General features: G+C 64.3%; 15 protein-coding genes. 8 read left to right on the top strand and 7 right to left on the bottom strand.

Annotated elements, in window-relative coordinates; translation table 11 throughout:
• Positions 1–18: 18 nt before the first annotated feature.
• On the bottom strand, positions 19–813 hold the full coding sequence (locus AC5WEY_RS11970) for a ParA family protein (protein WP_495646057.1): 795 nt from the start codon (positions 811–813) through the stop codon (positions 19–21).
• Between the two features lie 57 nt (positions 814–870).
• Positions 871–2,337: a DHA2 family efflux MFS transporter permease subunit gene (locus tag AC5WEY_RS11965; protein ID WP_495646056.1), complete on the bottom strand. Its 1,467-nt coding sequence runs from the start codon at positions 2,335–2,337 to the stop codon at positions 871–873.
• A 199-nt stretch (positions 2,338–2,536) separates the two neighbouring features.
• Between AC5WEY_RS11965 and AC5WEY_RS11960 the strand changes: the two genes are divergently transcribed.
• The gene (locus AC5WEY_RS11960; protein WP_495646055.1) at positions 2,537–3,178 is read left to right on the top strand and encodes an acid phosphatase; all 642 of its coding nucleotides are present in this window, start codon (positions 2,537–2,539) and stop codon (positions 3,176–3,178) included.
• Positions 3,175–3,651 carry a GNAT family N-acetyltransferase gene (locus AC5WEY_RS11955; RefSeq protein ID WP_495646054.1) on the top strand — a complete coding sequence of 159 codons (477 nt, stop codon included), beginning with the start codon at positions 3,175–3,177 and terminating at the stop codon, positions 3,649–3,651. Before AC5WEY_RS11960 ends, AC5WEY_RS11955 begins: the two co-directional genes overlap by 4 nt.
• 10 nt (positions 3,652–3,661) lie before the next feature.
• On the opposite strand, the gene AC5WEY_RS11950 is transcribed toward AC5WEY_RS11955, so the two are convergent.
• Positions 3,662–4,093, bottom strand: coding sequence for a hypothetical protein (locus tag AC5WEY_RS11950; RefSeq protein WP_495646053.1), 432 nt, complete (start codon positions 4,091–4,093; stop codon positions 3,662–3,664).
• A 164-nt stretch (positions 4,094–4,257) separates the two neighbouring features.
• Here AC5WEY_RS11950 and AC5WEY_RS11945 point away from each other — a divergent pair, with 164 nt between their 5' ends.
• Both AC5WEY_RS11945 and AC5WEY_RS11940 read left to right on the top strand, forming a co-directional pair.
• Positions 4,258–5,211: a diacylglycerol/lipid kinase family protein gene (locus AC5WEY_RS11945; RefSeq protein WP_495646052.1), complete on the top strand. Its 954-nt coding sequence runs from the start codon at positions 4,258–4,260 to the stop codon at positions 5,209–5,211.
• Positions 5,212–5,476: 265 nt separating this feature from the next.
• The gene (locus tag AC5WEY_RS11940) at positions 5,477–5,731 is read left to right on the top strand and encodes a WhiB family transcriptional regulator (protein ID WP_032366305.1); all 255 of its coding nucleotides are present in this window, start codon (positions 5,477–5,479) and stop codon (positions 5,729–5,731) included.
• A gap of 112 nt (positions 5,732–5,843) precedes the next feature.
• Here the strand turns inward: AC5WEY_RS11940 and AC5WEY_RS11935 are convergent, their stop codons facing one another.
• Positions 5,844–7,322, bottom strand: coding sequence for a sensor histidine kinase (locus AC5WEY_RS11935; protein WP_495646051.1), 1,479 nt, complete (start codon positions 7,320–7,322; stop codon positions 5,844–5,846).
• A gap of 21 nt (positions 7,323–7,343) precedes the next feature.
• Positions 7,344–7,559: a biotin/lipoyl-binding carrier protein gene (locus AC5WEY_RS11930; RefSeq protein WP_057477477.1), complete on the bottom strand. Its 216-nt coding sequence runs from the start codon at positions 7,557–7,559 to the stop codon at positions 7,344–7,346.
• A 119-nt stretch (positions 7,560–7,678) separates the two neighbouring features.
• Between AC5WEY_RS11930 and AC5WEY_RS11925 the strand changes: the two genes are divergently transcribed.
• Entirely contained in the window at positions 7,679–7,753 is a 75-nt protein-coding gene (locus AC5WEY_RS11925; protein ID WP_370878772.1) for a 50S ribosomal protein bL37, read from the top strand.
• 92 nt (positions 7,754–7,845) lie between these two features.
• Here AC5WEY_RS11925 and rsrA read toward each other — a convergent pair whose 3' ends face one another.
• Both rsrA and AC5WEY_RS11915 read right to left on the bottom strand, forming a co-directional pair.
• Positions 7,846–8,142: a mycothiol system anti-sigma-R factor gene (gene rsrA / locus AC5WEY_RS11920; protein WP_057477476.1), complete on the bottom strand. Its 297-nt coding sequence runs from the start codon at positions 8,140–8,142 to the stop codon at positions 7,846–7,848.
• Entirely contained in the window at positions 8,139–8,921 is a 783-nt protein-coding gene (locus tag AC5WEY_RS11915) for a sigma-70 family RNA polymerase sigma factor (RefSeq protein WP_495646050.1), read from the bottom strand. Before AC5WEY_RS11915 ends, rsrA begins: the two co-directional genes overlap by 4 nt.
• A 90-nt stretch (positions 8,922–9,011) precedes the next feature.
• Here AC5WEY_RS11915 and ybaK point away from each other — a divergent pair, with 90 nt between their 5' ends.
• The 3 genes from ybaK to rsgA are packed head-to-tail and all read left to right on the top strand — an operon-like array spanning position 9,012 to position 11,812.
• Positions 9,012–9,503, top strand: a complete 492-nt coding sequence (ybaK, locus tag AC5WEY_RS11910; RefSeq protein ID WP_495646049.1) for a Cys-tRNA(Pro) deacylase — start codon at positions 9,012–9,014, stop codon at positions 9,501–9,503.
• 6 nt (positions 9,504–9,509) lie between these two features.
• Positions 9,510–10,826: a 3-phosphoshikimate 1-carboxyvinyltransferase gene (aroA, locus tag AC5WEY_RS11905; protein ID WP_495646048.1), complete on the top strand. Its 1,317-nt coding sequence runs from the start codon at positions 9,510–9,512 to the stop codon at positions 10,824–10,826.
• On the top strand, positions 10,778–11,812 hold the full coding sequence (gene rsgA / locus AC5WEY_RS11900) for a ribosome small subunit-dependent GTPase A (RefSeq protein ID WP_495646539.1): 1,035 nt from the start codon (positions 10,778–10,780) through the stop codon (positions 11,810–11,812). The genes aroA and rsgA overlap by 49 nt, the downstream gene beginning before the upstream one ends.
• Positions 11,813–11,816 lie beyond the last annotated feature (4 nt).

The raw sequence follows: 11,816 nt of genomic DNA, 5'->3' as shown, positions 1-11,816 counted from the left end.
GCCGTCGTACTACCGGTGCTACGAGGCTGGATCGTAGGTCTTCAGCTCGGCTCCGTCGTTCCAGTGCGCCAGGAGGTTCTCGGCCAGTTCTCGATATGCCTGCGCGCCCTTGTTCTTTCGTCCCGACAGTACGGTCGCGCCCGACGCACTGGCCTCGGCGAAGCGAACGGTCCGCGGGATCGGCGGCGCGAGGACCGGGAGCGAGTATCGGTCGGAGACATCACCGAGTACGTCCCTGCTGTGGGTGGTTCGAGCATCGAACAACGTGGGGAGCGCACCGAGCAACGTCAGGTCGGGGTTGGTGATCTGCTGAACCTCGGACACCGTTCGCAACAGCTGACCCACTCCCCGATGGGCGAGTGTTTCGCACTGCAGAGGTACCAACACCGACTGCGCGGCGGTGAGGCCGTTGAGAGTCAGCACCCCCAGTGACGGCGGGCAATCGATGACGACGACATCGAAGTCGTCGAGTATGGGAGCGAGCGCACGCTTCAGTGCAAATTCGCGACCCGCCCGCATCAGCAGCAGCGCCTCGGCACCGGCGAGATCGATCGTGGCCGGCAACAGGACGATTCCCTCCGCCGTTTCGATCAGCACATCCTCCACCTTGGCGTCCCCGGTCAAAACCTCGTGTACCGAGGATTCGAGCTTGTCGGGGTTGTGCCCCAGAGAGAACGTCAAACAGCCCTGCGGGTCGAGGTCGACCACCAGGACACGTCGGTCGAGCGCGTGGAGCGCTGCTGCGAGCGAGGCCACCGTGGTGGTCTTGGCCACGCCGCCCTTCTGATTCGCTACCGCGAGAATTGTCGTCACGGCTTCGATCCTTGCGTACATTCCGCGGATCAGCGAGAGTTCGACATCTCGGGCGCGTCAGTGCACGACGATCGGTGCCGCCGCCCCCTCGCTCACGTGCTTGGTTCGGGGCAGAAAGAACGCGGGAACGAACGTGGCAACGATGAGAACCAGGGCAACCATGAAGGTGGTACCGAAGGCTCTGGCCGAGATGTCGAACGCTTCGACCTGGTCGGTGGCGGTCAGTGCGGGCTTCTGTTGAGCTGTCAGCACCACCGACATCAGAGCCGTACCGATCGAGCCGGCGGCCTGCTGAACGATGTTCATCAAGGTGGAGCCGCGAGCGACGGTGTCGTTGGTCAATGTCTGCAGAGCCGCCGTCATGATCGGCATCATCGTCGAACCGAGTCCGAGTCCCATGACGAACAGAGCGCCGATCAGCAGTGTGTAGGACGTACTGGTGCCTACCTGTGTGAACACCGCCATGCCCGCGGTGATGAGCACCATGCCCGCGAGCACGATTCTGCCGGGACCGGTTCTGTCGGCGATCACCCCCGCGATCGGCATCGCGATCATCGCGCCGATGCCCTGCGGGGCGAGCAGGAGCCCAGCCGACAGAGTCGATTCGCCGCGCAGCAGGAAGTAACTGGGGAACAGCAGGCCCGCGCCCATGAAGGCCACCATGAACAGCGTCGTGGTGATCACGGCTACGGACAGCGATCGGTTCCTGAACAGTCGCAAATCGATCAACGGGTGCTCCACCCGGAGTGCATGGAAGACGAACAGGACGATCAACACCAGGCCGACGAGGACCGGAGCCAGCACTTTCACAGCGAGGACGGTTTCCGTCTCGACGACCGAGGACGCGCCGTAGAGAAACAGTGCCAGACCGGGCGAGAGCATCAGCATGCCGCGGAAGTCGAAGGATTCGGACGGAGTCGGGTTGTCCTTGGGGAAGATGGCCACCGCGGCAATCAGCGCAACGATGCCGATCGGCAGGTTGATCAGGAAGATCCAGTGCCAGCTCGCTGCCTCGATCAGCCAGCCGCCGAGAATGGGGCCGGCGATGGGCCCGATGAGCATGGGAACACCCAGCACGGCCATCACTCGGCCGATGCGCTCGGGACCGGCAGCGCGGGTCATGATCGTCATGCCCAGCGGCATCAGCATGCCGCCTCCGAGACCTTGCAACACTCGGAACACGATGAGCGAGGTGATGTCCCAGGCAAAGCTGCACAGCACCGAACCGAGCACGAACAGCACGAGCGCGGTGATGTAGAGGCGTTTCGTTCCGAAGCGATCGGCGGCCCAGCCGGTCAGGGGTATGACGGTCGCCAGCGCGAGCGTGTAGCCCGTCATGGTCCACGCGGCGTTGGCGTACGTCGTGTCGAAGACGTCGGTGAATGTGCGGAGAGCGACGCTGACGACGGTGACGTCGAGGATGGACATGATCGCGCCGAGCACCACGACGCCGGCAATTTTCAGCAGCGCTCCGTCGAGCTTCTGCGGAGCGTCGGTCGCCGCGGGCTTGCTCAGGTCGGTCATTGTTCTCCAGATCGGTGATCGAACGCTACGAGGCATGCCGAGGCCGCGCGTAGAGTTTCGGAGCTGGCTGAGGCGCACGGCGGCAAAGATTGAAGTGAGAGTAACCGGCCGGTAGGTCTGTGCTCAATGGAATTTTCGGACACATATTCAGGGTGCCTATGACAAAGGCCACATCACGGCTACAGGCATGATCGTGTTCATGACCACACACGGCGGTGTCGAGGCCGGCAGAGTTGTTCTTCTCCGGCACGGGGAGACCGAATGGGCCCTGGCCGGTAAACACACCGGCAACACGGACGTCCCGCTCACGAGCGTCGGCGAGCAACAGGCTGTCGACGCCGGCTCACTGCTGCATTTGTTGAACCTGAAAGATCCTCTGGTGATCTCGAGTCCGCGGGAGCGCGCCCGCAGGACCGCCGATCTCGCCGGCCTGCACATCGACCGAACGTGGGATGCGTTGTCCGAGTGGGACTACGGCGACTACGAGGGCATCACATCGGCGGAGATCCACGAGACGGTGCCGCATTGGACGGTGTGGACGCATCCGTGTCCTGGCGGAGAGTCGATCGGCGACATCGCCGTGCGAGTGGAGCTGGTGCTCTCGGTCGTCCTACCGCTGCTGTCCGATCGTGACGTCGTGTTGGTCGGTCACGGCCACTTCTCCCGGGCACTCATCGCCGGCTGGACCGAGGCTTCGATCACCGAAGGCAAGCGGTTTGCGCTCTCGCCCGCCGCGTATTCGCTTCTCGGATTCGAGCATTCTTTCCGCCAGCTGGTCGCACACAACGTGCACCCCTCGATTCTGACCGCAGCGTCCGTTCGGAAAGAGGACCGTCGATGATCCGCCGGGCCACCGAGGCCGATGTTCCCGCCATCACCGGTTTGGTGCACGAACTCGCTGCGTACGAGAAGTCGTCGTCTCTGTGCACCGTCCGTGAAGAGCACCTTCGTCGTGCGCTGTTCGGTGCCCAGCCGTCGGTGTTCGCGCACGTCGCCGACCAGGAGGGGGTCGTCGTGGGGTGCGCACTCTGGTTCCTGAACTTCTCCACGTGGGACGGCGTCAACGGCATCTACCTGGAGGACCTCTACGTACAGCCGGCCGCGCGCGGAGGAGGCTTCGGAAAAGGGTTGCTCGCCGCGTTGGCTGCCGAGTGCGTAGCCCACGATTACACGAGGCTGACCTGGTCGGTTCTGAACTGGAACACCCCGTCGATCGGCTTCTACCGATCGTTGGGTGCGCAGCCGCAGGACGAGTGGACCACGTTCCGGTTGACCGAGGAGGCCTTGGCCGAGTTGGCCGCGACGGCGCGGTGACGGGTCGGATTCAGCCGAGTTCGTCGTCGACGTCGCTGTATTCGGCCGCCATCCACCGCGACGAGGGTGCGCTGAACAGCAGAACGAGCACACCGATCACGACAATGCCGAGAACGACGCCGTAGACGGTCTGGCTCGATCCGGTCAACAGCGACCAGACGACCGGCAGCAACAGCAACTGCACGACGGTGGCAACGGCTCTGCCCCAGCGTTTGCCGAGAATGAGTGCGACGCCGGCAGCCCCGACTCCCATACCCAGTACGCCGAACCACCCGGCGGTGCCGTAGCCGTTGGCAACAGCGTTGTCTCCTTCGCCGGAGATCGCCCGAACCAGTAGAACGAACGCGGCAATCAACGACGCCGCGCCCTGCGCCGCGACGAGGACCCCAGCGGATCGGAAGGTGGCCGGCGGAACGATGTTCTCGGGTGTCGATGTGGGCACGCGACCAGCCTAGGCAACACGGGAGTGGAGCCTGCGGAACGACCCACTCGAGGCGGGAGTGGAGCCTGCGGAACGACCCACTCAACCCCGCAGTGGAGCGTGCGGAACGACCCACTCGAGGCGGGAGTGGAGCCTGCGGAACGGCCCCGATAGTGTTGGCCCTCGTGCGTGCGCTGCTGATCGTCAACCCCAATGCGACTTCCACGACGGCTGCGGCTCGGGATCTGCTGGCCCATGCGTTGTCGAGTCGGGTGCGGGTGACGGTGGCGCAGACTACTCATCGTGACCACGCGTCCGAGCTGGCCCGGGGTGCCCGTGAGGACGGGATGGGCCTGGTGATCGTGCACGGTGGCGACGGGACTGTCAACGAGGTGATCAACGGATTGCTGGGTGTGCCGTTACCGACGTCGATGCAGGCGGTGACGATCGGTGCCATTCCGCCGATCGCCGTCGTTCCCGGCGGCAGTGCCAACGTGTTCGCTCGTTCTCTGGGTATCGAGGCGGATCCGGTGGCGGCGACGAATCAGCTGATCGGCCTGCTCGACGCCCGTGCGCGCCGGAGGATCGGGTTGGGTCACTGCGACAATCGGTGGTTCACATTCAATGCGGGTATGGGTTTGGATGCCGATGTATGTCGGGCGATCGATGCCGGTCGCAAGGACGGCAAGCCGGTGTCGGCCACCAGGTACGTCCGGTCTGCGGTGCAGGAATTCTTCAAGCACAAGCGGCGTCCGGCTCAGTTGACGGTGCAGGTTCCCGGAGAGGATCCGTTCGACGATGTGCACTATGCGTTCGTGTCCAACTCGAGCCCGTGGACGTATCTGAACCAGCGCCCGGTGCACACCAATCCCGGCACGAGTTTCGAGTCGGGTCTCGGCGTGTTCGGCATGCGCTCCACAGCCCTTTTCCCGACGCTTCGGGTATCACGTCAGCTGTTGGCAAAGGGCGCAGAACCCAAGTCGCGCAAGCTCATTCGAATCGACGACGTTCCGAGTGTTCGCATATCCTCGACCGCGCCGGTAGGCCTGCAGATGGATGGCGACTACCTGGGCGAACGCACCGAAGCAGAGTTCTTCTCCACCCCGGACGCCTTGGAAGTCGTGGCTCCGAACACCTGAATGCCGCCGCCACCAGGGCGCGAGCAGCAGTTTTGAGCACTTTCCTTCGCAATTACGAGCGAAAAGTCTCGAGTCGGGGTACAAAGGAGCGCAGAAGGCTAAAGCGAGCCTAACAGAGTGAGCTTGACCACGGACACGCGCGTATCCCTTGACTTCGCCTGAGTTCGTGAAAGCATTCACAAGCAACAGTGCGGAAACATTGGTTACCCACTCGTGAACAGAAGAGAAACGAAACGGCGCTTCGGCGCCCGGTAAGGAGCAGAGGATGGACTGGCGCCACAAGGCAATTTGTCGCGATGAAGATCCGGAACTATTTTTCCCGGTGGGAAACAGTGGCCCGGCGCTCGCGCAGATCGCCGATGCCAAAGTCGTCTGTACTCGGTGCCCCGTCACCGCTGAATGCCTGTCCTGGGCACTCGAATCCGGCCAGGACGCAGGAGTATGGGGCGCAATGAGTGAAGACGAGCGCCGTGCACTCAAGCGACGCAACGCACGTACGCGCGCACGCAGCTCCGTCTAGGACGTACAACACGACAACACAGAAAAGCCCGGTACTCGCGTGAGCGAGTACCGGGCTTTTCTGTGTCCCGGGTGTCCTGACGACGTTACGTACTGTTCATCGAACATTCCCATCAAGGTCTGGGAACGCGTCGGCCCAGTGGAACCCTGAGCATCGCGTCCGTTCCTCCGCCGGCCGCGGGATGAAGGCCGAGCGATCCGTTCAGCTCCACCGACACCAGGGTGCGGACGATCTGCAAGCCCAGGCCGTCCGAGCGCTCCAGCGAGAACCCGCTCGGTAACCCACGCCCGTCGTCGTGGATGACCACGTCCAGCCATTTTGCGGAGCGATCGGCGCTGATTCTCACCACTCCGGCAGATCCGGCGTCGAAACCGTGCTCCATTGCGTTCTGCACCAGTTCGGTCAGCACCATCACCAGCGGTGTTGCTCGTTCTGCCGAAAAGACTCCGAGCTTGCCTTCGCGCATCACTCGGACCCGCGGATTGACCGTCGCGATATCGAGCATTATCGGCACCAATCGGTCGACTATCTCGTCGAGGTCGACCTCCTCGTCCACCGACATCGACAACATTTCGTGTACCAGCGCGATGGACGTCACCCGACGAACCGACTCTGCCAGCGCGGTGCGTGCCTCCTCGTTCTCCAGTCGCCGAGACTGCAGCCGGAGCAGGGCCGCAACGGTCTGCAGATTGTTCTTCACTCGATGATGGATCTCTCGAATGGTCGCGTCCTTGCTGAGCAGGGCCCGATCGCGTCGCTTCACCTCGGTGACATCACGAACGAGCACTGCAGCACCTGCCGACCGCCCACGGGGCTGAAGCGCGAGAGTACGTACGAGAACGGTGGCACCGCGGGCGTCGACCTCCATACGATGGCCCACATTGCCACCGAGAGACGACCGGATGTGGTCGGCAACCTCTTGCGAGTCGAACGGGTCGGTGACCAGCGATCTCGTGACCGACGCGAGATCTCGGCCGGACAGTTCCGTCGTCAGTCCCATCCGGTGATAGGCCGAGAGCGCATTGGGGCTCGCGTAGTCCACCCGGCCCTCGGTGTCCACGCGAATGAAGCCGTCGCCTGCCCGGGGAGACGAGTTCACATCGGTGCGCTCCTCAGGTGTGGGGAACGTTCCTTCGCTGATCATGAGACACAGATCGTCGGCGCATTCACGGTAGGCCACCTCGAGCGCACTGGGCGGTCGGAGCTGCGCCGGGTTGGTGTCTCGCGTGAGCACCGCGATCACGTGCTCGCCGCAGCGCACCGGAATGCTCTCGGTTCGCGTCAGGACGCCTCCCTGGACGATCTCCCGCTGTTGCAGAGCGACCATCACATCCGGGTGCTCGGACTCGGAGATGGTAGTGCCCACGATGTCGTGGGTGAACACCGTCGGCGCAGTGGTCGGCCGACACTGGGCAACACACAGCACGTCGGCGGTTCCGCTGGACACGTCGTCGGTACCGACCCACAGCAACACGTCCGCGAACGAGAGATCGGCCAGCAGCTGCCACTCCCCCACGACACGTTGCAGGTGGTCTACCGCGACGCCAGGGAGGTCGGTGTGTTCGGCCAACAGGTCACTGAGGGTCGACACGAGATATCGGTGGGCCGTGGCTCAGGACACGACGGCGATGAGGTCGCCCTGTTGGATGACGTCGCCGACGGCCACGTCCACGGAGGTGACGGTGCCCGCGGTCTCGGCCAGCACCGGAATTTCCATCTTCATCGACTCCAGGATCACCAGGGTGTCACCCACCTGGACCGCGTCGCCTCGGGTCACGACCACCTGAAACACCGTGGACACCATTTCCGCGCGAACGTCCTCGGACATCGGCGAACCCCTCTCTCACGTCACCACGAACTGCGCTGGACACCTACCGGAGACCAGGCCCGTCACAGTAAGCCAATCACACGTGGGAGACTGTAGTGAACAAACGAGAGGAGCCCATCATGGGAAAGCGTGGACGTAAGAAGCGTGCTCGTAAGGGCAACAAGGCCAACCACGGCAAACGTCCGAACAGCTGACGGTTTGCCACACGCCACGAGGGGCCGAGAAGCGGATGCTTCTCGGCCCCTCGTCGGTTTGCGGGTCTGGGGTTCGCTGACTCGTTCTTCGCTTATTCGGAGTCGCTCTGGCGAGTGAGCACGGTCCGGCGGATCTCGACGCTCAGCCGTTCGCGCAGACCGGCCGGTGCTTGGTCCCCTCCACACTTGCGAGAGATCAGCCGCTTGACCTTTTCCTCGATTCCGTAGGCCTCGAAGCACGAACCACACTCGTCGATGTGCTTCTGCAGGCGCGTCCGGCTGGCCTCGTCGCACTCGTTGTCGAGCATGATCCACACGTCCGCGATGACCGCAGAGCAATCGAGTCGCTCGAACTGCTCGTCTCCGTCGGTGTTGCCGGTGCGGGTCACTGGACTACCTCCTGCTCGTGCCGGTCGACTGCGCCGCCACGGTTGAAACCACGCTCGCGCGCCACGTCGGCCAACAGTCCTCGAAGTTGCTTGCGCCCGCGATGCAGACGCGACATGACGGTTCCGATGGGAGTTCCCATGATCTCGGCAATCTCCTTGTACGGAAAACCTTCCACGTCTGCGTAGTAGACGGCCATCCGAAACTCTTCGGGAAGAGACTGCAACGCCGCTTTGATGTCGTCGTCCGGCAACGCGTCCAGCGCCTCCACCTCCGCAGAACGCAGCCCTATCGACGTGTGCTCGGCGGTCGCAGCAAGCTGCCAGTCGCTGATCTCGTCGGTGGGGTACTGAGCGGGCTGGCGCTGCTTCTTGCGGTAGGAGTTGATGTAGGTGTTGGTGAGGATCCGGTACAGCCAGGCCTTCAGGTTCGTACCCTCGCGGAACGAGCGGAAAGCCGAGTAGGCCTTCACGAACGTTTCCTGAACCAAGTCCTCGGCATCGGCAGGGTTACGCGTCATCCGCAACGCCGCGCCGTACAGCTGATCGAGCATCGGCAGCGCGTCGCGCTCGAAGCGCTCGGTCAACTGCGCTTCGGTCTCGGCTGCCCTCTGCTCCGCGATCGCCTTCTCGTCGTCCACTGGAGCGACGGGATTGCTGGCTTCTGTCACGCTGATCCCTTCGATAGCTTCCGCCGCCCAGGCTACCGCGCCCGAAGTCGACTTCTGCGAAGAGATCACCCCCTTCAATGCGAGGGGACGTCCCGCGGTCAGCACTGCCATTCGTCATTCCTTCCGCCTGCATCCGTATCTGTGGTTACACAACACAGGTCGCCGCCGCCGTGTTCCCGCGCCGGAACTAGAGTTCGGCGGATGGCTGCGTCGACCCCCGCTCTCGCGCTGCTCACCGCACGAAAGGTGGCGCACATCGTGCATTCGTACGACCACGATCCCAGTGCGCAATCCTTCGGCCAGGAGGCGGCGCAGGTACTCGTCGAGCGACTCGGAGTGCGACCGGAACAAGTCTTCAAGACCCTGATCGTCGAACGGTCGGACCGGTCGCTCGCCGTCGCGGTCGTTCCCGTCACGACGATGCTCTCGCTCAAGTCCGCAGCAACAGCACTGTCCACCAGAAAGATCGCCATGGCAGAACGGGCTGCCGCCGAGCGCTCCTCCGGCTACGTCTTCGGCGGAATTTCACCTCTCGGCCAACGCAAGCCCCTCCCCACAGCCATCGACGACTCCGCTCTGACATTCGAGACGATTCTGTGCAGCGCGGGACGCCGCGGCTTGGAAATCGAACTCGCCCCGGCCGACCTCGTCCGACTCACCCGCGCCACAACCGCGCCCATCGCCGCGCGCTGATCGCGAATGAGCGAAGATGGACGCGTGAGCAATTGGACAGCACCCGTCGCGGCCGCACCCGTCGATGCGACAGTCACCCTGCCGGGATCGAAATCCATCACCAATCGCGCACTGATCATCGCCTCCCTCGCATCCGGCGCGTCGACGATCACCGGTGCCCTTCGCAGCCGCGACACCGACCTCATGATCGACGCTCTGCGGACTCTCGGGATCGAGATCGTTGCCGCAGACAACGACGAAACGACACTGCGAGTCACTCCGGCACCGCTGCACGGCGGATCGGTGGAGTGCGGGCTGGCAGGTACCGTCATGCGCTTCGTTCCGCCACTCGCCGCACTCGCCGACGGCGAAGTGTCCTTCGACGGCGATGAGCAGGCACGCATTCGCCCTCTCGACACGATCCTCGACGCGTTGCGCGCCGTGGGTGCCGAGATCGGAGGCAGCGCGCTTCCGTTCACGATGCGCGGTACGGGCTCGCTGCGCGGCGGATCCGTGGAGATCGACGCCTCCGGCTCCTCGCAGTTCGTCTCCGGCCTGATGCTCTCGGCGGCAGCCTTCGACGAGGGCATCGAAATCCACCACACCGGCAAGCCCGTTCCGTCCATGCCGCACATAGACATGACCGTAGAGATGTTGAGGCGAGCCGGAGTTCGCGTCGACACTCCCGAATCCGGCGGCGATGCGAACACCTGGCGGGTGTACCCGGGTCCGATCACACCGATCGAGTGGGCCATCGAGCCCGATCTGTCCAATGCCACCCCGTTCCTGGCCGCTGCAGCGGTCACGAGAGGCAGAGTGCGCGTTCCGAATTGGCCGGAGTCGACCACCCAGCCCGGTGACGCGATCCGGGAGATACTCGCACTGATGGGGGCTCGCGTCGATCTGACTGCCGGCTCCCTCACGGTGGAGGGTCCGGACACGTTGCGCGGCATAGACTTCGATCTCCATGATGTCGGCGAGCTGACACCGACGGTCGCGGCGCTCGCCGCCCTCGCCGAGGGACCGTCGATTCTTCGTGGCATCGCACATCTTCGTGGCCACGAGACCGACCGACTTGCGGCGCTCACCACCGAAATCGTCCGGCTCGGTGGGCGCGCGGTGGAAACCGACGACGGCATCCGGATCGATCCGGCTCCGCTGCACGGCGGCAGCTGGCGCGCCTATGCCGATCACCGAATGGCAACGGCCGGTGCCATCGTCGGATTACGCGTCCCCGGCGTCGAGGTCGACGACATCGGCACCACAGCCAAGACCCTTCCGGGCTTCGAGAAGCTCTGGGACGCAATGCTGTCCACCACCACACCGAGCGAGGTCGGCTCCTGACCGCCCGTCGTTACGACGAATCCGACGTCCGTATTCGACCCGGCAAGAGTTCTCGCCCACGCACCAAGACTCGGCCGGAACACAACGACGCCGAAGCGGGAATGGTCGTATCGGTCGACCGCGGCCGATGGGGCTGCGTACTCGGCGGCGACCCGAACCGGCCCGTGGTGACCATGCGCGCCCGCGAGCTGGGCCGAACCCCGATCGTGGTGGGCGACGAGGTCGGCATCGTCGGAGATCTGTCGGGCAAGGTCGACACCCTGGCCCGGATCGTGCGCGTGGCCGAACGCCGCACGGTCCTGCGGCGTACCGCCGACGACACCGACCCGTTCGAGCGCGTCGTCGTGGCCAATGCAGACAGGTTGCTCATTGTCGCGGCACTCGCAGACCCGCCGCCGCGCACCGGTTTCGTCGAGCGAGCGCTGGTTGCCGCCTACGTCGGTGGCCTCGAACCCGTGCTGTGCCTGACGAAGAGCGACTTGGCCGCCCCCGGGGAATTCACCGCGGCATTCGCCGATCTCGATGTCCCCGTGGTGTTGGCAGGTCAGTCCGAGGACCTCACCGACTTGACCGCGATGCTGACGAACCAGGTGACCGCCCTGATCGGCCACTCGGGCGTCGGAAAGTCCACACTCGTCAACAGATTGGTGCCCGATGCCTATCGGGCTACGGGAGTGGTCTCAGGTGTCGGGAAGGGCCGTCACACCTCGACGCAGTCGGTGGCGCTACCGCTGCCGGGCGGCGGCTGGGTGGTCGACACACCGGGCATCAGATCGTTCGGACTGGCGCACATCTCCCCCGAGAACGTCGTCGCCGCGTTCTCCGATCTGGCCGACACCATCGAAGACTGCCCGCGTGGGTGCACCCACCTCGGCCCGCCGGCCGATCCCGAATGTGCCCTCGACTCCCTCACCGGTGATGCGGCACGACGCGTCGCTGCCGTGCGCCTACTCCTCGAAGCCGTTCGAACGAACGAAGCCTGGTAGACAC

It is taken from the genome of Rhodococcoides sp. S146-33 (assembly GCF_059489205.1).
This window is presented reverse-complemented; position numbering and strand designations above follow the sequence as displayed.

What these genes read in the sequence shown, in the direction of transcription:
- AC5WEY_RS11965 (WP_495646056.1), bottom strand. Translation starts at nt 2,337, where the DNA reads ATGACCGACCTGAGCAAGCCCGCGGCGACCGACGCTCCGCAGAAGCTC.
- AC5WEY_RS11960 (WP_495646055.1), top strand. Translation starts at nt 2,537, where the DNA reads ATGACCACACACGGCGGTGTCGAGGCCGGCAGAGTTGTTCTTCTCCGG.
- AC5WEY_RS11955 (WP_495646054.1), top strand. Translation starts at nt 3,175, where the DNA reads ATGATCCGCCGGGCCACCGAGGCCGATGTTCCCGCCATCACCGGTTTG.
- AC5WEY_RS11940 (WP_032366305.1), top strand. Translation starts at nt 5,477, where the DNA reads ATGGACTGGCGCCACAAGGCAATTTGTCGCGATGAAGATCCGGAACTA.
- AC5WEY_RS11930 (WP_057477477.1), bottom strand. Translation starts at nt 7,559, where the DNA reads ATGTCCGAGGACGTTCGCGCGGAAATGGTGTCCACGGTGTTTCAGGTG.
- AC5WEY_RS11915 (WP_495646050.1), bottom strand. Translation starts at nt 8,921, where the DNA reads ATGGCAGTGCTGACCGCGGGACGTCCCCTCGCATTGAAGGGGGTGATC.
- ybaK (WP_495646049.1), top strand. Translation starts at nt 9,012, where the DNA reads ATGGCTGCGTCGACCCCCGCTCTCGCGCTGCTCACCGCACGAAAGGTG.
- aroA (WP_495646048.1), top strand. Translation starts at nt 9,510, where the DNA reads ATGAGCGAAGATGGACGCGTGAGCAATTGGACAGCACCCGTCGCGGCC.